Origin of the sequence: Catellatospora chokoriensis (assembly GCF_011297315.1) — a bacterium.
GTDB lineage: Bacteria > Actinomycetota > Actinomycetes > Mycobacteriales > Micromonosporaceae > Catellatospora > Catellatospora citrea.
This window is the reverse complement of the sequence record NZ_JAAOTI010000007.1, coordinates 1-18,968: the sequence shown is the minus strand read 5'-3', so window position 1 is coordinate 18,968 and position 18,968 is coordinate 1. Positions and strand designations below refer to the sequence as shown.

Annotated in this window: 14 protein-coding genes and 2 rRNA genes; 6 read left to right on the top strand and 10 right to left on the bottom strand. The window is 70.9% G+C overall.

Annotated elements, in window-relative coordinates; genetic code table 11:
• Window positions 1-6 precede the first annotated feature (6 nt).
• The 3 genes from HAV39_RS12430 to HAV39_RS12420 form a co-directional block, all read right to left on the bottom strand.
• Window positions 7-324: a hypothetical protein gene (locus tag HAV39_RS12430; protein ID WP_191839360.1), complete on the bottom strand. Its 318-nt coding sequence runs from the start codon at window positions 322-324 to the stop codon at window positions 7-9.
• A gap of 122 nt (window positions 325-446) precedes the next feature.
• Entirely contained in the window at window positions 447-1,871 is a 1,425-nt protein-coding gene (rox, locus tag HAV39_RS12425; protein WP_191839359.1) for a rifampin monooxygenase, read from the bottom strand.
• A 560-nt stretch (window positions 1,872-2,431) separates the two neighbouring features.
• Window positions 2,432-2,866 carry a hypothetical protein gene (locus HAV39_RS12420; RefSeq protein ID WP_191839358.1) on the bottom strand — a complete coding sequence of 145 codons (435 nt, stop codon included), beginning with the start codon at window positions 2,864-2,866 and terminating at the stop codon, window positions 2,432-2,434.
• A gap of 474 nt (window positions 2,867-3,340) precedes the next feature.
• On the opposite strand from HAV39_RS12420, the gene HAV39_RS12415 reads away from it, so the two are divergent.
• The 3 genes from HAV39_RS12415 to HAV39_RS12405 all read left to right on the top strand — a co-directional run bounded on the left by HAV39_RS12415 (window position 3,341) and on the right by HAV39_RS12405 (window position 5,064).
• Entirely contained in the window at window positions 3,341-3,655 is a 315-nt protein-coding gene (locus HAV39_RS12415) for a hypothetical protein (RefSeq protein WP_191839357.1), read from the top strand.
• Window positions 3,656-3,841: 186 nt separating this feature from the next.
• Complete coding sequence (locus HAV39_RS12410) at window positions 3,842-4,123, top strand: hypothetical protein (protein WP_191839577.1); 282 nt, start codon at window positions 3,842-3,844, stop codon at window positions 4,121-4,123.
• A 14-nt stretch (window positions 4,124-4,137) separates the two neighbouring features.
• A complete protein-coding gene (locus tag HAV39_RS12405) occupies window positions 4,138-5,064 on the top strand; it encodes an inositol monophosphatase family protein (protein ID WP_191839356.1) in 927 nt (308 codons plus the stop codon).
• Window positions 5,065-5,144: 80 nt separating this feature from the next.
• Here HAV39_RS12405 and HAV39_RS12400 read toward each other — a convergent pair whose 3' ends face one another.
• Entirely contained in the window at window positions 5,145-6,320 is a 1,176-nt protein-coding gene (locus tag HAV39_RS12400; RefSeq protein ID WP_191839355.1) for a glycoside hydrolase family 12 protein, read from the bottom strand.
• 316 nt (window positions 6,321-6,636) lie between these two features.
• Between HAV39_RS12400 and HAV39_RS12395 the strand changes: the two genes are divergently transcribed.
• Both HAV39_RS12395 and HAV39_RS12390 read left to right on the top strand, forming a co-directional pair.
• Window positions 6,637-8,256, top strand: coding sequence for an RICIN domain-containing protein (locus HAV39_RS12395; protein ID WP_191839354.1), 1,620 nt, complete (start codon window positions 6,637-6,639; stop codon window positions 8,254-8,256).
• Between the two features lie 149 nt (window positions 8,257-8,405).
• Window positions 8,406-9,137, top strand: a complete 732-nt coding sequence (locus HAV39_RS12390) for a hypothetical protein (RefSeq protein ID WP_191839353.1) — start codon at window positions 8,406-8,408, stop codon at window positions 9,135-9,137.
• A gap of 29 nt (window positions 9,138-9,166) precedes the next feature.
• Here HAV39_RS12390 and HAV39_RS12385 read toward each other — a convergent pair whose 3' ends face one another.
• The 4 genes from HAV39_RS12385 to HAV39_RS12370 form a co-directional block, all read right to left on the bottom strand.
• A complete protein-coding gene (locus HAV39_RS12385; RefSeq protein ID WP_191839352.1) occupies window positions 9,167-9,859 on the bottom strand; it encodes a class I SAM-dependent methyltransferase in 693 nt (230 codons plus the stop codon).
• Window positions 9,860-9,977: 118 nt separating this feature from the next.
• Window positions 9,978-12,824, bottom strand: a complete 2,847-nt coding sequence (locus HAV39_RS12380) for an MXAN_6230/SCO0854 family RING domain-containing protein (protein WP_191839351.1) — start codon at window positions 12,822-12,824, stop codon at window positions 9,978-9,980.
• A 176-nt stretch (window positions 12,825-13,000) separates the two neighbouring features.
• Window positions 13,001-14,152: an NAD(P)/FAD-dependent oxidoreductase gene (locus HAV39_RS12375; RefSeq protein WP_191839350.1), complete on the bottom strand. Its 1,152-nt coding sequence runs from the start codon at window positions 14,150-14,152 to the stop codon at window positions 13,001-13,003.
• Between the two features lie 172 nt (window positions 14,153-14,324).
• Complete coding sequence (locus HAV39_RS12370; RefSeq protein ID WP_191839349.1) at window positions 14,325-16,019, bottom strand: PQQ-dependent sugar dehydrogenase; 1,695 nt, start codon at window positions 16,017-16,019, stop codon at window positions 14,325-14,327.
• Between the two features lie 257 nt (window positions 16,020-16,276).
• Here HAV39_RS12370 and ligA point away from each other — a divergent pair, with 257 nt between their 5' ends.
• Window positions 16,277-18,415, top strand: a complete 2,139-nt coding sequence (gene ligA, locus HAV39_RS12365; RefSeq protein WP_191839348.1) for an NAD-dependent DNA ligase LigA — start codon at window positions 16,277-16,279, stop codon at window positions 18,413-18,415.
• Between the two features lie 217 nt (window positions 18,416-18,632).
• Here the strand turns inward: ligA and rrf are convergent.
• Both rrf and HAV39_RS12355 read right to left on the bottom strand, forming a co-directional pair.
• Window positions 18,633-18,749, bottom strand: a 5S ribosomal RNA gene (gene rrf / locus HAV39_RS12360).
• Between the two features lie 102 nt (window positions 18,750-18,851).
• Window positions 18,852-18,968 (bottom strand): 23S ribosomal RNA (locus HAV39_RS12355); the annotation flags it as partial.

The window sequence follows — 18,968 nt, the reverse complement described above, 5'->3', positions numbered from 1 at the left end:
GGGCCGTCACGGGGGCGGGACGTCCATCGGCGACAGCGGAGCCGCGTCGGCGTGGCCCGTCCAGAACATGTGCCAGAGCGTTCGAGGAAGCTTGCGCCAGCCCGCTGCCTTGATGGCCGCCTTCGCGGCGACCCCCGCCAGGGCCAGCCCGACGAAGCCCACCAGCCACTGCACGGACCAGATCCACAGGCGAGTGTCATCCGCGGCGTGCCCGCTCAGGCCCGACGTCCAGATGACGACCTGGGCGATCGGCAGCCAGGAGACGACGATCAGCCCGACCCCGGCGCGCAGGCGCAGAACGGCCCGGTTCACTCCTTTCAGCACCATCTGATGGTAATCGCCACGATGCGGCCGCCACGCCCGCGCGACCATCGCCGGGATCCGATGACCGGGCCGGTGCGGTGCCGCACCGACCCGGCCCCGTCCCTGCATCCCTACCCGCGCACTCAGGCGACGGCCGCGCCGAACCAGCGAGGCAGCCGGTCAAGCAGCTCCTGCTGGTCGTCACCGACCCACGCCACGTGCCCGTCCGGCCGCAGCAGCACGGCGGGCACGTCCAGTTCCTCGCTGACGTCGACGACGTGGTCGACCCGATCGGCCCACCCCGCGGCCGAAAGCCCGCCGGTCTGGTCGAGCAGCAGCCCGCGACCACTGTGCATCAGCGTGTACAGACGCCCGCCCTTCAGCTCGACGTCGCGCATCCGCCGGCCGAGCAGCTCGTGCCCGTCGCCGAAGTCGTACCGCACCCCGATCGCGGTGATCTTCTCGATCAGCAGCCGGTTCACCTGCTCGAAGTCCATCAACTCCGACACCAGTCGGCGCACCGCCCGCGCGCCCGGCTCGGTCGACATGAGCTCCATCTGCGCCCGGGTGTTGTTCAGCACGTCATCGGCCACCGGGTGCCGCTCGGTGTGGTAGCTCTCCAGCAGCCCCTCGGGCGCCCAGCCGTCCAGCTCGGCGGCCAGTTTCCAGCCGAGGTTGAACGCGTCCTGGATGCCGAGGTTGAGGCCCTGCCCACCGGTCGGCGGGTGGACGTGCGCCGCGTCCCCGGCCAGCAGCACCCGCCCGACGTGGTAGCGCTCGGCCTGCCGGGTGGCGTCACCGAACCGCGACAGCCAGCGCGGCGAGTGCACCCCGAAGTCGGTGCCGGCGTACCGCCGCAGCTGCTGCTTGAACTCGTCGAGGGTCGGCGGCACCGAGCGGTCCTCGGCCACCCCCTCTGCCGGCACCACCACCCGGTACACCCCCTCCCCGAAGGGCCCGAGGCCGAAGCGTTTCTGGGTCTTGCGGACCTCGGCCACCACGGCCGCGATCTCGTCGGCCGGCATCCCCACCGCCATCTCGCCCAGCAGCGTCTCGTTCCTGGACGGCTCGCCGGGGAAGGCGACGCCGAGCAGCTTGCGCACCGTGCTGCGGCCGCCATCACACCCGACCAGATAACGCGCACGCAGCTGCGTCCCGTCAGCCAGCTCGACGCTCACCCCCTGCTCGTCCTGGCTCAACCCCACCACCTCGCAGCCGCGCCGCACCTCGGTGCCGAGTTCGGCGGCCCGCTCGGCCAGCAGGCGGTCGCTGACGGGCTGCGGGATGCCGAGGACGTAGCCGTGCGCGGTGTCCAGGCTGGGCGTGGGCTTGTCGATACCGGCGAAGAAGCCGCCGAGCGGATACTGCTTGCCGTTGGCGAGGAAGCGCTCCAGCAGACCCCGCTGGTCCATCACCTCGATGCTGCGCACGTGCAGACCGAGCGCGCGCACGAACGCGGCCGGCTCCGTCTCCTTCTCCAGCACGAGCACCTGCACGCCGTGCAGCCGCAGCTCACACGCCAGCATCAGCCCGGTCGGCCCGCCACCGGCGATGATCACGTCGATCATGAACCCCCACTTTCCACCCATGTCGCAACCCGGCCAGCGGCACCATGCAGTCCGCGGCGCACGACGTGCGCACACGTACTCCATGAATCCCTGATTTGCGCAGGTTCTGGCTTCAGCCGGACATTCTGCGGCACAACCCGGGTCTTGCGGCAAGACCCCTAATGCGGTATAAGTTAGAGGTGGCAGGGAGCTAGTGCTCTTCTGCCTTTTGCTTTGCGGACCCATGTACGCCACGTTCCGACGTACACGCCTCGGCAACTGGCGCTTCTCCGCTCAATGGCCCCCGTCTGGTCTCGTATCGCGACGCAGCGCAACGGTGAGTGCCTGTTCGCCACCTGCCGTGAGCGCCACGGTGAGTCCGCGGTGGTGCGGCACCTGCTGCAAGAGACGTTGGACGAGGAGAAGGTGGACAGTGTCCCTGACCGCATTCTCATTGACGCTCGCGTGCGCCGACAGCGCGTCGGCGAGGGTCCGCACGGTCCAGTGGCGCTTTGGCTGGGCAATGAGTACGGCGTAGATGCGCCTACGGGTGGCGGTGAGTCTTGCCGTGGGAGTTGCTGTCACAGCTCCCCCGCCAGATGTGCGGACGTCCCGCGCGCAGATGGCACCGACGACCGGCTCTCGCCACTGCATCGGCGCACGAGGTGCGACGCATGCACTGACTCCACCAGCCACATACGGCTGCCCGGAACACGGTAGGTAACGAGCCCCGAGTTCCCGTCAACGTCGACGACGCGGGCAGGAAGCCAGGACCCGGCAACGTATGCCCACACGTCCGTGCCGCGCAGGTAGGCGGACGCCACCTCCACTTTTCCGGCATCTCGGTTGAACGGCGAGCAGGTCGGTGCAAGCACACCCCCAGCCCGATCTGACCGCAGCCAGCGACCGAACACACCGCCCACGATTGTTCGCAGCGAGGCAATCCGCTGAAAGACGCTGTCGGCACCAGGCCGGACCGCCGAATGCTGGGTCTTGATGGCGATGTTGGTCGTCATCTCTGCTCCAAGAACATGTTGTGGGCGAGGCTGGCACCGACGCCGCTCGGAACAAGTGACTATGAACGGGCTAGGCGCCGGCCATGGTCGATGAATCGGCTTCCTTCTTGCCAGCGTTTGCAATACCTGGAATCCCACCCGCCGCTACGCTTCGCCAGCAGCAACGGCAGGCGGGACGCCGGGTGTGACGCCGCGGGTGGAGACGTGGGAGTCGCCTCCGCTCAGGTGCGCGAGCCCGCGAGTTCCCTGACGGCCCCATCCCTTCCCGAGGCCGGGAGCCCGCCGCGTATCAACACCTGGCGTCACCGCGATTGACGATGTCAAACACCGCGTGGCCCCACACCTGTTCGCCGGTGCGGTGCCAGACGGCCTTATGGCGACTTCTACCTGCGGTTTGAGCCGCGCATCGACAAACTGCCCACTGCCATGGGTAATCTGTCCGTGCGCATGGGAACCTCACCTTGGAGCGGGCTCATGAATCATCGGATCGCCGGCCAGTCCAGTCCGCAGACCCGAGGGCGCGAGCTGGCACGGCAAGGACAAGAACTCTGGCGCGAGCTGAGCACGGTCAGACTGGCCGCCGCCGAACTCATGAACCGTCATCGCGACCTGCCCTGCGTACAGGCCTACCGATATGCCGCCGGGCTCTCGCAGGACCAGGCAGCCGCGAGGTACAACGAGGTCGCTGAGCATCAGACAACCCTCGGCGGCACAACGATCAACTCCTGGGAACGTGGTCCCGAGGAAAGGGCGCGGGCGGATCCCCACCCGCATTCTCCAGCCTGCTGATTCTGGCAACCGCGTACGGGCGGGGCCCGCTCGGTGTCAGCGAGGAGGATATCTCGCCAGCTGATCTCGTCGCAGACTGCTACGAGCGCCTGCCACCAGGCATCCGCGCAGTTTGGGCGGTGCTCGATCGGGTACCTCAAATGCAACAAGATCCGCGACGAGGTCACTCTCGCTCCCGACTCATACATGCCAGATGCCCCCGAGACGGCCACGATCGTCATCTGCGACTTCGAGGTCAAGCACGCCGACGTCGTGGGCTACATCGCCAGACAGGTACGCGAGCGCTATCCGCGAGCAATGCTCCACTTCGCCGTGTTCGGTGCCATGACCAAAGGCAGCGATCTCGAGGTGTCTGGCTTCGATGACCTGACCGGGGCGCAGATCATGCAGGCCGCCGAGTTCGACGCGATCTTCATCGCGGCAACGATGAGTCCGCCGGGGATCGAACCGCCGCTGGAACTGCGCTAGCCAGAAGGATCGCGATGACCGGATACGAAAACATCCCCGAGCTCGGTCGCCAGCTTGCCGATGCGGTTTCCCAGGCCATGACCGACGTCCGGCCGAAGCTGCTACGGGCGGCGCTTACTGGCGATGCCGGAGAGAGCGACAACGCGCGCCACTCCGACAATTTCCTGTCCGAGCACGATCTGTGGATGCACGACCGCTATCAGGTGCTGCTGCAGCAACATCTCCCCAGCTTCGTATACGCCTCGGAGGAAGCCGAGCCGCAGATCGTGGGCGCGGATCCCGACCCCGACCTCTGTGTCCTGGTCGATCCCCTGGACACGAGCGAACTCGCCGTACGGGGCCTCAACGGCTACACGCACGTCCTGGCGTACTCACGATCCCTGGGCCGCCCGGTCGCGGCCGTGATCGGCGACATCTTCCACCACGTCCAGCTCTACGTCGCCGCGTACGACGGGGCCGAGGATCACGCATTCCTGCTCACGGCCACTGGCGACGTGCATCGGCTCGGCAACCGCCGCACGCGCCCATTGACCGACTCCATAGTGACCAACTTCCTGATGAAGCCGTCCGAGCGCCTTACCCCGCTGGCCAAGCAGCATCGCCTCCTGGAGGCCCTCGCACAGCCCGACGCAGCGGGCAAGGCCAAGGGGAGGGTCGGCGTCGACTTCGGGTCCGTAGGCCTCTGTCACGTCGCGGCCGGATTCACCGATGCCATGATCGAATTTGCGAAGGGGTTCGCGATCTGGGATCTGGCCCCGGGCCACTACGTTCTCCACGCGGCCGGGGGCATCGTGATCGACCTCGACGGCGACCCGCTTCCGCTGGACTACCGGCTAACTCACCTCGACGACATCGCCAAAGCGATGCGTTCTCGTAGAACATTCATAGCCGCGGGCACCGCCGAACTCGCGGCCGAGCTCGCTCGCCTGCTCATCCGCTGACCCGACGCACGACACGCCTGGATCGGTGCCCGCCCGGCGAACCGGGCGGACACCACTTCACGCGGAACGCCTGCTGATGGTCAGCTCCACGCGATGGCGAAGCTGTTGTCCGTGAACGCGGACGAACCGCTGGTGCCGCTGATCTCGAAGCCGAACTGGGCCTCGCCGACGGTCACATCAGCCCACCAGCCCTGGGTACGCAGCCAGTTCAGGATGGCGCGGATGTCGATCGTGCCGGAGTTCGTGTTGCTGGTGCGCAGGAACGAGAACACCGCGTTGGCACCGTTGGATCCCCGGTAGATGTTCCAGGTGTGCCCGCCCAGGCTGACGTTGCGGAACGCCGGCACGGCACCGTTGGCGTCGTACTGCTCGGCGATCGGGCCGACCGCGCCGCTCCAGTTCAGCCACAGCATCACTTCGTAGGCCCAGTTGTTGGCCCAGATGTCGTACGTCGTGGAGTAGTCGCCGCTGCCGGGCACGCTCACGTTGAAGGAACTGGTCATCGAGGACAGCGAGCTGACGGTGCGGTTGACCGAGCCCTTGACGGTGTGCGGGTAGGACTTCACGCCCGACGTGCGCGGGTGGTTGGCGATCACACCCCAGTTGGTGCCGGAGCGCGCCCAGACGGTCTGCGACCCCGCCCCGGAGCCCCAGATGTTGTTGTAGACGGTGTAGCCGTTGTTGGTCCAGGTGTCCCACTGGCCCGAGGCGCTCCACACCGCGTCCGACGGCACACCCGGCGTGCCGCTGCTCGGTGACGGCGTCACCGAACGTGACGGCGAAGGGGTCACCGAGCGCGACGGCGACGGTGTGACCGACCGGGTGGGGCTGGGCGTGCCGGAGACGCCGCCGGTGCACGCGACCCCGTTGAGGGTGAAGCCCGTGGGCACGGGGTTGCTGCCCGTCCACGAGCCGTTGAAGCCGAACGACGTGCTCGCGCCGGTGCCCAGCGAGCCGTTGTAGTCGACGTTGCGGGCGGTGACCTGCGACCCGCTCTGGGTCAGCGCGGTGCTCCAGTACTGGGTGACCTGCTGGCCGCCCGCGAAGGACCAGACGAGGGTCCAGCCGTTGATCGGGTCGCCGAGGTTGGTGACGTTGACGGAGGCGCCGAAGCCGCCCGGCCACTGGTTGCTGACGGTGTAGGCGACGCGGCAGCCGGTGGCCGCGTACGAGGGAAGTGCTGTGATCACGCCGGTGCCGACGGCGGCCAGGACGGCCGCCGTGACGGCCACGGCGGCGGAGGTGCGTCTGCGCATGACTGGTGACCCTTCTTGAGTCGGTCGCCGGGGTGTCCGACCGGTCGACGCGCTGGCACTGCGTGCGGCCTTGGCCCGGACCGGTGCGACCAGGCGGGATTCACCGGGGCGACGCATGTAAGTTTATCGTATTAACAAACTTAAGGGCTGACTCCTGTGGGGTCAACCCGCACGATGCAGGCAAGGTTGGCATTGACATCCATAACTACCCGTCGTAGCCTCGCCGGAGGAAAGCGCTTTCCCCTGTGGCGCCGGCGAAGCCGCATCTTCGCCTCCGGGCGGCGTCCTCGACGTGTCTCGACGGAGGAGGAAACACATGCGGCCCGAATACGGACGCACCCCACCCGGACGCCGGCGGCGTCCACTGCTGACCGTGCTCGCCACCGCGCTGCTGGCCATCACCGGCACGCTGACCACCAGCCAGCCGGCGCACGCGGCGACCGTGGACACCAGTGCGGTATACGTGCTCGTCAACCGCAACAGCGGCAAGGCGATGGACCTGTGGAACTGGTCCACCGCCGACGGCGCGCCGGTCAACCAGTTCACCCGCAACGACCTCGCGGTCCAGCAGTGGCGCTTCGTCGACGTCGGCAGCGGCTACTACCAGATCCGCTCCGTGCACAGCGGCAAGGTCCTGGAGCTGCCCAACGCCAACGACGGCGTCCAGCTCGTGCAGAACGCCGCCGTCAGCGGCAACACCCGCCAGCACTTCGGCATCAGCGACTCCACCGGCGGCCACGTACGCTTCATCAGCCGGCACAGCGGCAAAGCCCTCGAAGTGTGGAGCTGGTCCACCGCCGACGGCGCGATGGTCTCGCAGTACCAGGACCTCGACGGCTACAACCAGCAGTGGCAGCTCGTCAAACTCGGCACCGGCGGCGGCACCGGATGCGGCGGCGGCTCGTTCAACGCCGAAGCCGTGCTCAGCGGGTCCACCTGGACCGCCCGCAACGGCGGCAGCACCGTCTACACCGGCACCGACCTGCGCGCGGCCGTGCAGGCCGCCGTGAACAGCCTGTCCGCCGGACGGACGGCCAAGCAGCGCGTGGTCGTCCGCGGCTCCGGGTCGATGAGCGCCAACGCCCGCATCTCACTGCCCAGCTACACCACGATCGACATATGCGGCACCATCAACGTGACCGGCACGGGCAGCGGCGACCAGGCCCCCATCTACTCCCGCGGCACCACCCAGGTCGAAGTCCAGCACCTCAACCTCACCGGCACGCCGCTGTACGGCATCTTCATGCGCAACGTCACCGACGTGATCCTCGGCCAGATCGACATGCGGCTGTCCGCCGGCCTCGGCGTGCGCATCGACAACCGCGGCGACACCAGCCAGTGGACCCGCAACGTGCGCATCGACAACGTGTACGTCTCGGGCGCGAGCTCGCACGCCGTGGAGACCTACGGCGTCGACGGCCTCACCGTCGGCACCGTGACTGCCCGCAACGTCGGCGAATCGGGGCTGCTGCTCAACCAGACCGTCAACGCCACCGTCGGCACCGTCGACGCCGAGAACGCCGGCGCCGGCACCGGCTACGCGGCATTCCGGATGGCCAACCGCAACGGCCGGATCGGTGCCGGCTACGCCACCAACGTCCGCGTCGGCACCGTCCGGGCGCGCGGCGGCGGCCGCGGCATCTTCTGCGTGTCCGAGAGCGGCGGCGCGGCGATCGACCGGGTCGACATCGCCGGCACCGGCAACAACGCGATCCTGATCGAGAACTGCTACAACGTGAACGTCGCCGCCAACGGTGGCACGATCAGCGGCGGCGGTGAGGTCCGGCTGGCCGAACGCACCGAGTTCGCGGGCAACCGCGACATCACCCTGCGCAACTTCACCCTGGTCGACAACCGCATCGTCGAGAACCCCTGCGCCGACAACCTGACCATCTCCGGAATCACCCTGAACAACTCGACCATCACCAGGTGCTGAGCTCCCGACCCGCGACACGGAAGCGGGGCTGTCGCATCACGACCGCCCCGCTCCCCCCACCAGGCAATACGTCAACGGTCGATATCTGACACGTCGCCCACGGCGTGTCAGCCCCGCCATCCCGCGCCAGCGGCGGCACCATCGAGTCCATGAGCCGCGCTGCACATCATGCCGCCGTCGATGTCGCCGAGCAGCTCGACTACTACCTGGTCTTCCCCAACATCCGGGCCCGCGAACGCGCGCTGCCGCCCGAGGGCATCGTCGTCGAGGAATTCGTGCTGCGCCCCGACGGCACCACGTCCGCCCTGGACAGTGCGGGTTGGACCGCCGGTGGCACCTGGTGGAGCGCCGCCACGTTCAGCCGTGGCCTGCGCGACGACGCCCGGCTGCAGGCCAGGGTGACTCCCGTCGCCCGGGCGGGCGCGCAGGCGGCATACCGGCAGCTGGGCGGCGGTGAACTGCTGCCGGAGCCCGCGCTGCGCCGCCACTTCCTGGACCGGCTCGACCTGCCCGCCGCCGCACCGCTGAACCTGGTGCCCGCACAGGCCACGGCCGAACGCCGCATCTACCGGGTGCTGCTCGCCGGTGAGCTGCCCGAGGCGGGGCTTGCGGCGCTGCGCAGCGGGTGGCGGATGCAGCCGTTCGACCGCGCCGACGACGCCGCGAACCGCATCGCCGGGCGCACCCGGCGCACCCTGGACGGGCAGACGGCGACCTGGACGCTGCGCCGCATCGGCAGCGGTCTGGCCTGGGCCGTCGACCTGGCCACCGACCGCCCCGACGACACGTCGGCGCACCTCCTGGCACCGCTGCTGTGCCGCCTGCGCACCGACGCCCGCGGCCAGGGCCTGATCCCGGTCACCGTCGAACGCCTGCGCTGACCCGTGTGGGGTGCTCCGGTCGCCGACGGTCAGCCGAGGCTCGCCGGTGCCCGCCAGATGCCTTCCCACTGCCACCACTCACCCGGCTCGGGAGGTTTGCGCGCCATCCGTGCGATACGCAGTGCAAGCACTTCGCCCCATCCTGCGAAGCGGGCGAGGACCTCGTCCCGGCTGTAGAAGTGAATCAACTCGCCGGACTTCGGGCCGGCGAGGTATCGCACCGTGCAGCCTCCGTCGGCGTGACGGCGCACGACGTCGTGCGCGGGCCACACGTCGGTGCCGACGGCGTTGACCCGCAACGCGAACAGGCCTCCGGGCGCGACCTTGTCCCGAGCTGCGCGAAGGTTGTCGTGCGCGGTTTCCCGATCTCCGTGCTGAAAGACCTGTATACCGATCACGAGCGGCCACTGCCCAGCGGGCAGGTCGGCGACCGTGGCGACGTGAAACTGCGCCGCCTTGCCGGGCAGCTTCCGCCGGAGTCGGTCGATCGCCGCGCCCGAGATGTCGATGCAGGTGAGATCCAGTCCCGCTGCAATCATGGGCAACACGTTGCGCCCGCTGCCGCAGCCGACATAGAGCCCGGAGCCGGCTCCGTCGACGCGGGCCGCGGCGACGATGTCGTCGACGAGGCCGACCGGGGGTTCGCCCTCGTACCGGCCCGCCGCGTATTCGGCGTCCCATACCGCCGCGGTTGCAGAAAGTCCCTCAAGTCCGCTCGCCATGGCCGTCAGGCCTCAAGCGCGGCGTGAGCGTCCAGCCGTTCCGTCATCGACAGAACATAACGGACCACGCCATCGTCCGCGGGGTGCCTGCCGAGAACGCCGAACCAGCCACCTCGATCTAGGACGGCGGTGCAAGGGCCGCCATCAGGTCGGCTGCGGTCACGCGGGTCCACGACGCGCCGGGGTCGCCGTCCACGAGCAGCACCGCCGAGCCTTGCGCGACGTCACCGCCCACGATCGCCGACAACCGCCCCTCGTCCTCCGTCGCCGCGAACACCCGTCCCACGGCGTCGGCTGCGGCATCGCCGCTCGCCGCGGCGGCCACGGTACGGATCGCGGCGACGGCCGAAACCGGGTCGCCGGCCTTGACGGGCGTGGCCGTGCCGTCGGCGTGGACCACGTAGACCCGGTCGGCGCGTGCCGCCGCGTGCCAGGCCGCGACGTCGAGCAGGGACGGGCGGCTGCCGTCGCGGAAGTGCTCCCACAGGTCGGCGGCGAGCCGGCCGAGCCGGGCGCTGTGCGCGCCGATGTTGTGGCCGTAGCCCTTGGTGGACAGGCTCGCGTCGATCCACATCACCTCGCCGGTGGCGACGTTCAGGACCAGCGGGGCGAGCGATCTGGCGTCACCGCGCAGCCCGAACTTCTGCATGACCCGGCCCGCGTCGAACCGGCGGCTGCCCTTCACCGGCGCCGAGAACCCGGCGAAGGCGGCGTCGAGCAGCTCGAACGGCACGTCGTTGAAGCTCAGCACGACCGGCACCGCCCAGCGCACACCCGCGTTCACCAGTGCGGCCCGGTTCAGGTCGAGGTATTCGGTGGCGCCCAGCGGAGCCGGTGCCGACGTGAGGTCGCCGGAGTGGATCGCTGCGGTGTGCTTGAACCGCAGGCGCGTGTAGTCGCAGTGGCCGACCGGCGTCCAGTTCTCGTCGTAGAAGCCGCAGGACAGGTCCAGGTCGACGCGGTGCCCGGCGCTGTCGACCCAGTGCAGGAACAGCCGCAGCAGGTCGGCTTCGGCAAGCGTGCGCACGCTGCCGCGGGGCCAGCCGGCCAGCTGCGCCGACCCGGCACGCTCCCGCGTCGGCGCGGGGATCGCCGCCAGCGCGGCGTCGAGCACGGCGACGTCGTACCGCGCCAGCTCGGCAGCGCGGGACACGAGCTCGGTGTCGGTGATCGCGCGAACCTGGGCGATCGCGCCGGCGGGCAGCGGGACCCGGTGCTCCGGCGCGGTCCAGGTGCGTACCACGTCGCCCTTGGGGAAGAACGTGCGGCGCGGGGTGCCGGGCTCGGGACCGCGGGCGGCTGCGGGCCGTGCCGCCCGAGCCGGTGTGCGTACGGCGATGCGGAGCGCGCGGCGCAGCGCGGCGCCGATCACGCCGGTTTCCGCCGTCTCGGTGACTGCGACCGCCTCCGCGACCGACGCGCTCTCCGGCAGGACGGCGGCCGCGACGGCGGCAGCGCGGCCGTGCGGGGCGGCAGCATCTCGGCCGTTCAGCGAGGCCGCGGCCGCGGCCAGCACGTTCGGCGAGACCCGGGCCGCGGTGCGGGACAGCGCGTCGACGATCGTGCGCTGCGCGTCGGGGTCGTCATCGGCCAGGCGCAGCAGGTGGTCCGCCCGCCGCCACAGGTCTCCGGGACGCTGCGCCAGCAGTGTCGCGGCGGCCACCACGTCGGCGGCGACGGCATCCTCGACCAGCGCGGCGAAGGTGCGCACCCGCACGGATACCGTGCCGCCACGGTGGTACGCCAGGACGAACCGCTCGGGCCGGGGCGCCGCCACGTCGGCGATCGCCAGCCCGAGCGGGCCGGTCGCGAGCGCACGGGTGCCGCGCAGGGCCGCGAACACCACTGCCGCCTGCGGGTACGCGCCGATGTGCTCGTACGGGTGCAGGCGCTCGGCGAGCCGCTTCCACACGACGGGGTGCCGGGACATGTCCTCGGCGGCCGTGGCCGGGTCGAGCCCGTCGACGAAGGCCAGCACGGCACGGCGCAGGGGCCGCGGCAGCGCCCGCACCTTCGGCACGTCCACGGTCAGCCGCGGCTCCCGCGCCGGCCGGTACGCCTCCAGCGGCCCGTCGACGCCGGGCTTGCGGGGCAGCACGAGGCCGACGTCGCCGCCCGAGTACGCCCACAGCGCGCGGGCGACGTCGGTGACGGTCGTCCAGCGCGCCACCGCCTCGCGCAGCACCTGCGCGTACCCGTCGGTCAGCGCGGTCGCGTGCAGCGCCCACGCGATGACCACGGCCAAGGTCTCGCGGGCCGGCACCTTCTCCGGCAGCCAGTCCAGGCGGCCCGGCGCGGTAGCCGCCACCAGGATCGTCAGATCGGCCAGGTCCGCCGCGCCGAGGGCGGTCGTACGGGCGACGAGCTCGTCGCGCAGCCGCGTCGCGGTGGCCTCCGGGTTCTCGTCCAGGGTTATCCGCCGCAGCCGCAGCGGCCTGCCGACCGGTCCGGCTTCCGGATCCGGCTCCGTCACCAGCACATACGGGCTGATCGAGGTGAGCCGTCGCCCGCAGACGGCGCAGGCGGAGTAGTGGGCGGGATCGAAGCACTCCGCGCAGACGAGGTGCCCGCAGGGGTCCAGCGGGCGCACCGAGCCGGAGGTCCCGCACAGCACGCACGGTGCGGCGTCCGCCTGGAACAGGTGCACCAGGAGCCGATCGACGAACAGGGCCTCCGGAGCCTCCGGTGTGTCGGGGAAGCTGCGGAACAGCGGCACGTGCTCGCGGTCGGCGCCAAAGGTCTCGTCGGCCACCGCGCAGACCCAGTCGGCCCAGCGCGCCCGGGCCGGCGCGTCCAGCCGCGCGAACCGGTCCCGCAGCGGTGCCGCGAGCAACCAGCCCCGCGCGGCGAGATCAGCCTCGAACGCGCGCACCCACGCGGCACCGTCCGCCGCGGGTTCGACGGCAGGCGCCGGCAGCACGACCACGCCGGCACGGCGCAGCATGACGGTGGCGAGCGCGTCCATGCACGATCCTCCGGCAGCAGGTGACCGACGCCGGGACACCGGCGTGGAAAAGCCGGGTCGGAGAGTCGGAACGCTGGATTCTTTGCAGGAAGGAGAGAAGGAAGCGCACCTGGGAGCCGACCCGGCCCGCCGATGCTACGACGGACGTCGTGGCCTCGCCACCCGATAACGGCGTGCTAACCCGCGCTGCGGGCGGCGTGGCGATTGCGCGGCCGGTGCCCGCGCCGCGTTTCGGCGTCGGGGAACGAACCGTCGCCGAACAGCACGCGCGCCGCCATGGCGCGACCGGCCCCGACGCGCAGCGCGGCGACGGCCGCCTCCGCCGCCGTGGGCGACCGGATTCCGGCGAGCACGCGGCGCAGCAGCAGGCGGCCGCGGAACCGGCTTCGCAGCGCTCCCCCGTCATACCGGCGCAGCTGCTGCTCGTCGCCCGTGCGCAGGTAGTCGGCGGCGACCGAGGCGGCCAGCTCCGACATCCGCAGGCACGGGTCCAGGCCGCCCGCGGTCAGCGGCGACACCGCTCCGGCCGCGTCGCCGACGAGCAGCCCGGCGGGGCACGCGAGCCGCCGCAGCACCCCGCCGACCGGGATCGGGCCGCCGCGCCGCTCGACCGGGCCGGTCGGGGCGGTGCGGCCGGGCGCGTCGGCGGCGAACTCGTCCAGCAGGTGCCGTACCCCGGCGCGCATCGCGTCGGCGTAGCCCGCGACGCCGACGTGCGCGTGGTGGCCGTCGTCGATGACCCAGCCCAGGTAGCCCGGGGCGACCCGGGGGTCCAGCACGCAGTGGAACGCCGGGGTCGTGGTGCCCGACGCGATCGGGTGGACGAGTTCGGCGCCGACGATGAGCCGCCGGTTGACGTCCAGGCCCAGGTCACGGGCAACCCGGGAGCGCGCGCCGTCCGCGCCGACGATGAACCTGGCGCGCACCGGCTCCGCGCCTTCGAGCCGCACCACGCCCGCCGACGAGCCGTCGTACCGCACGCCCAGCATGACCCGCGCCCCCGCCGATTCGGCCGCGCGGCGCGCGTGCTCGTAGACGCCGGGCATGTCGGCCACGCGGTACTCGTCCCGGTCGCTGGTCAGCCGGATCGGCGCGCACCGCGACGGCGGGTACAGCAGCACGTCCCGTACGCCGGGGCCGAGCAGGTGGTCCGGCAGGTCGAAGTCCTCGAGGGTACGGCGTACGAAGATCCCCGTCGTGCGGATGCCCGCCGACAGCGACCTGCGGCGGTCGACGACCAGCACGGACAGTTCACGTCGGGCGAGCAGGCGGGCCGTGTGCAACCCTGCCAGACCCGCGCCGACGACCAGTACATCCACAGTCTGCATACCTAGAGAAGCTAGGTATCGAAACCCACCCGGATCGGTCTCCTCACGCTATCCCCCTGCTACCTCCACACCGCCGTCACATTCCCCGGAGGCGCGTTCACGGAAGCTTTCACGCTGTCCAAGATGTGATTACTCGATATAGATCATCCAGTTATCCGGACTCGCACCTCGGTCAGGCCGGCGGCGGCAGTGTGATCCGCAGGAACTGTGTGCCGGCGTCCACGGTGGGGTCGCCGCCGACGAGCCACAGCGTGCCGCCCGCTCCGGGCTCGACCGTGAACAGCTGCCCGTAGGCTCCGACCAGCATCGCCTGCACGTTGGCGAGGCCGTCGCCGTCGAGATCGGCCCGGTACAGCCGCGAGCTGCCCGCACAGGCGAGGAAGAAGACGTCGCGTACGAACGCCATGCCGCCGCAGGCGCCCTCCCCGGCCCAGAACGTCTGCCGGGGCGCGACGAAGCCCGGCGTCTCGCAGCCGCCGGCGGACTTCGACTCGGTGCCCTCGCATGCGGGCCAGCCGTAGTTGCCGCCCTTGACGATCAGGTTCGTCTCGTCGGCGAGCCCGTCACCGGACTCCTGCACCCATGCCCGGCCCCGCGAGTCGAAGGCCAGGCCCTGCGGGTTGCGGTGGCCGAGGCTCCAGATGTAGCCGCCGAACGGGTTCCCGGCCGGGACCGTGCCGTCCGGATTGAACCGCAGCACCTTGCCGGCAAGGCTGCGCTGGTCCTGGGCGAGCCGCGGGTTGCCCGCGTCCCCGGTGGCGGCGTACAGCTTGCCGTCCCGGCCGAACCGCAGCCGCCCGCCGTTGTGGACCTTCCCTCGCGGGATGCCGACGACCAGCGACTGCATCGATCCGCCGTTCAGCGCGCCACCCTGCAGGCGCAGCCGCACGATCCGGTTGTCGGTCGCCGTCGAGTAGAGCACGTAGATCCAGCCGTCCCTGGCGAACGTGGACGCGACCGCGAGACTCACCAAGCCGCCGTCGCCGCCGACGCCCGCTCCGCCGGGCACCACACCCAGCGGGGTGACCTGGCCGGTGCCCGGGTCCAGCCGCACGATCTCGTACGTGTCGCGCCGGCCGTAGAGCACCGACCCGTCGGGCAGTTGCGCCAGGCCTGAGACGACACCGGTGTCCTTGGCGACCGGGGTGATCGCGCACAGCAGCGTGCAGGACGAGCCCGCGGTGACGTCGATCCCGCCGCTGCGCGCCGACGCGTTGCCCTGGCCGTCACGAGCGCCGACCTGGTAGCGGTGCTGGGACGACGCGGGCACGCCGAGGTCGACGAAGCTGAACTGCGGGCCGCCCGAGCCGTCGACGGAGCCGACCTTCGCCCCGTCCCGGAACACGTCGTACGCCGCGACACCGACGTCATCGGTGGCGGCGTCCCAGGTCATGGTGACCGTGGTGCCGTCGGCGGTGGCCTTTACCCCGCCCGGCGCACCGGGCGCCTTGGCATCCGCGCCGCACTGCGGCGGCGTCACCGTCACCGTGTCGCCGGCCGGCGACACGTTGCCGGCCTCGTCGCGGGCCTTGACCTGGACACTCCAGGTGCCCGAGGGCACGTCGGAGAGCACCACGGACCGCGCGCCACCGCCGACGCCGGTGACGACCCGGCCGTCGCGATGGATCTCGTAACCGGTCACCTCGCGGTCGTCCGTCGACCCGGCCCAGCTCAACGCGATCGACTTGCAGGTCGTCTCGCCGAGGCTGAGTGCGCCCGGCACCGACGGCGGCTGCACGTCCGGCGGCGGCTCCGGCCACCGCACGATCAGCACGGCCAGACCCACGACCGCGACCAGCAGCAGGCCGCTGATCAGCCGCGAACCACCGGAAGCCGACTCGACCGGCGACGATGCGACGGGTGCCATTTCCGGAATGTACAAGCCCGACACCCCCGGCACCAGACCTCACCGGCGCGTACCGCCGATCATCCGGTCGGCGTGGCCCGCCGCCTCACTCCACCCAGAACGAGCGGAAGCCGTGAATGCCGTCGGCGGTGGCGCGCGCACCTGGTCGCCGGGTGCCGAAAAGGCCGCCCGACCAGCACCGGCGCGGCCGTCACACCGGCCCACTATCCTTCCCGGTACCGCCTGGCCACGCAGGCCGGGACGAAGGAGCACGCACCATGCAGGACGACCTCGCCGCCGACGGCACGGCAGCCGCCCCGATCGTCGACCCCGCCCACGCCCGGCCGCACGCCACCGCGGACGAATACCGGGAGGCCGTCGCGCGGGCGCGCCGCGCCGCCGCCGCGTACTACGCCGGCGAGCAGACCGTCGACGACGCGGAATACGACGCGCTGTACGCCCGGATCGTGGCCAGCGAGCGCGAGCACCCGCAGTGGCGGGCCGACGACTCCCCGACCGCGGTCGTCGGGACGCCCGGCGGCGACATCGAGCACAGCACGCCCATGCTCAGCATCGGCAACGTCTTCGACGCCGAAGGCCTGCACGACTGGGCGGCCAAGCTCGACAAGGCGATGGGCCGCCCGGTGACCCGGTACACCGTCGAACCGAAGATCGACGGGCTGGCCATCGCCGCGCGGTACGCGGAAGGCCGGCTCACGCTGATCGCCACCCGCGGCGACGGCTACACCGGCGAGGACGTCACCAGCCAGGCCCGCCTGATCGCCGGCCTGCCGGCCCGGCTGTCCGCGCCGGTGACCACCGAGATCCGCGGCGAGGTCTACATGACCGACGCCGACTTCGCCAAGGGCTGCGACCTGCGGCTCGCCCACGGTGAGCCGGTGTTCGCCAACCCGCGCTCGGCCGCCGCCGGATCACTGCGGGCACAGCGCGTCTACGACGTCCCCCTGTCCTTCATGGCGTACGCCTCGACCGGCCTACCCGACGAGCACGCGCACAGCCACTCCACGGCGATCGCCCACCTGGCCGCCCTCGGCGTGGCCACCACCGCGCAGTCGTCCGCCGGGCTGACCGTGTGCGCCGACATCGACGAGGTCACCGCGGCCGTCGCCGCGCTCGGGGCCCGCCGGGGCGACCTCGGCTTCGGCATCGACGGCGTCGTCGTCAAGGCCGACCTCGCCGCCGACCAGGCGCAGGCCGGTTACTCCACCCGGGCGCCGCGCTGGGGCATCGCCTACAAGTTCCCCGCCGACACCCGCACCACGACACTGCTGCGCATCGACGTGCAGGTCGGGCGCACCGGCGTCATCACCCCCGTCGCCGTGCTCGAACCGGTCCAGGTAGGTGGCGTGGTGGTCACCTCCGCGACCCTGCACAACTTCGCCGACCTGCAGCGGCGCGACGTCCGCGCCGGCGACACCGTGTACGTCCGCCGCGCCGGCGACGTCATCCCCGAGATCACCGGCGCCGTGCACGACGCCCGGCCCGCCGACGCGGAGCCGTACACCCCACCGGTGTCGTGCCCGCGCTGCGGCGGCGAGATCGACCGCAGCAACCAGCGGTGGCACTGCGCCCGCGGCCGGGCCTGCGGAGAGAAGGCCACGCTGCTGTACTTCACCAGCCGCGACGCGATGGACATCGAAGGCCTCGGCGAGAAGATCCTCGACGCCCTGCTCGCCGCCGGCCACATCACCGACGCCGCCGACCTGTACGCCCTCGACGTGCCGACCCTCGCCGCGATGGACCGGCTGGGCGCCGTGTCGGCGACGAACCTGGTCAACAGCATCGCCGCGACCAGGACCCGGCCCCTGTCGCGCGTGCTCACCGGCCTGGGCATCCGCATGACGGGCCGCACCCTGTCCCGGCGCATCGCCCGCCATTTCGGCACCATGGACGCCATCCTCGCCGCGACACCCGCCGAGTGGGAGCAGGTCGACGGCATCGGCAGCGAACGCGCCGCGGTCATCAGCGCCGAACTCGCCGAGGTCGCGCCGCTGATCGCCAAACTCGCCGCACACGGCGTGAACATGACCGAGCCCACCGGCCCGGCTGCCGCCACCGACGACACCGCGGCGGCAGCCGCCGCGCTGCCACTGCGCCGGCCGGACGGGACCGCCATGACGGTCGTGGTCACCGGGTCCGTGCCCGGCCTGACCCGCAACCAGGGCAACGAGGCCGTCGAAGAACTCGGCGGCAAGTCCTCGGGTTCCGTGTCCGCCAGAACCGACTTCGTCGTCGTCGGCGACGGAGCAGGATCCAAGGCCACCAAGGCCGCCGACCTCGGGCTGCCGATCCTCGACGCCGACAAGTTCGCCCAGCTGCTCGCCGCGCACCGTGCCGGAGACCACGACACCGCCACCGCGATCCTCGACACCGTGGTTCCCCCACTCAGCGCGTGATCTGGCAGGCGGCGCCCACTGTCGGTAAAGGATGATCGCTGTTTCGCGTCGAGATCCGTGGTTCAGCCACAGGTTCTGACACGAAACAGCGATCACCTCCAGCCGGCGCTACACGGATAGCGGGCACGAAAAAAGGGCCCCCTTGGGGGCCCGAAAAAGAGTCCGGATACGCGTCAAGGCCCACCCCGTGAGGGGTGGGCCTTGAACAGCGATGTTTGTCCGGCGGCGTCCTACTCTCCCACAACGTCCCCGTTGCAGTACCATCGGCGCTGGAGGGCTTAGCTTCCGGGTTCGGAATGTTACCGGGCGTTTCCCCTCCGCCATGGCCGCCGTAACTCTATCAACATGTCAACCCACACCGACCAGAGTGTCGGGGGTTGCGTGTCGTGATGTGCATGGTGGACGCGAGCAATCTTTGCGCAGAACGCTGTGTTGTTTAGGTAAGTCCTCGGCCTATTAGTACCAGTCGACTGAACACATTACTGTGCTTACATCTCTGGCCTATCAACCCGGTGGTCTAGCCGGGGGCCTTACCCACTCTCGTGGTGGGATA

What these genes read in the sequence shown, in the direction of transcription:
- rox (WP_191839359.1), bottom strand. Translation starts at nt 1,871, where the DNA reads ATGATCGACGTGATCATCGCCGGTGGCGGGCCGACCGGGCTGATGCTG.
- HAV39_RS12420 (WP_191839358.1), bottom strand. Translation starts at nt 2,866, where the DNA reads ATGACGACCAACATCGCCATCAAGACCCAGCATTCGGCGGTCCGGCCT.
- HAV39_RS12415 (WP_191839357.1), top strand. Translation starts at nt 3,341, where the DNA reads ATGAATCATCGGATCGCCGGCCAGTCCAGTCCGCAGACCCGAGGGCGC.
- HAV39_RS12410 (WP_191839577.1), top strand. Translation starts at nt 3,842, where the DNA reads ATGCCAGATGCCCCCGAGACGGCCACGATCGTCATCTGCGACTTCGAG.
- HAV39_RS12405 (WP_191839356.1), top strand. Translation starts at nt 4,138, where the DNA reads ATGACCGGATACGAAAACATCCCCGAGCTCGGTCGCCAGCTTGCCGAT.
- HAV39_RS12400 (WP_191839355.1), bottom strand. Translation starts at nt 6,320, where the DNA reads ATGCGCAGACGCACCTCCGCCGCCGTGGCCGTCACGGCGGCCGTCCTG.
- HAV39_RS12395 (WP_191839354.1), top strand. Translation starts at nt 6,637, where the DNA reads ATGCGGCCCGAATACGGACGCACCCCACCCGGACGCCGGCGGCGTCCA.
- HAV39_RS12390 (WP_191839353.1), top strand. Translation starts at nt 8,406, where the DNA reads ATGAGCCGCGCTGCACATCATGCCGCCGTCGATGTCGCCGAGCAGCTC.
- HAV39_RS12385 (WP_191839352.1), bottom strand. Translation starts at nt 9,859, where the DNA reads ATGGCGAGCGGACTTGAGGGACTTTCTGCAACCGCGGCGGTATGGGAC.
- HAV39_RS12380 (WP_191839351.1), bottom strand. Translation starts at nt 12,824, where the DNA reads ATGGACGCGCTCGCCACCGTCATGCTGCGCCGTGCCGGCGTGGTCGTG.
- HAV39_RS12375 (WP_191839350.1), bottom strand. Translation starts at nt 14,152, where the DNA reads ATGCAGACTGTGGATGTACTGGTCGTCGGCGCGGGTCTGGCAGGGTTG.
- HAV39_RS12370 (WP_191839349.1), bottom strand. Translation starts at nt 16,019, where the DNA reads ATGGCACCCGTCGCATCGTCGCCGGTCGAGTCGGCTTCCGGTGGTTCG.
- ligA (WP_191839348.1), top strand. Translation starts at nt 16,277, where the DNA reads ATGCAGGACGACCTCGCCGCCGACGGCACGGCAGCCGCCCCGATCGTC.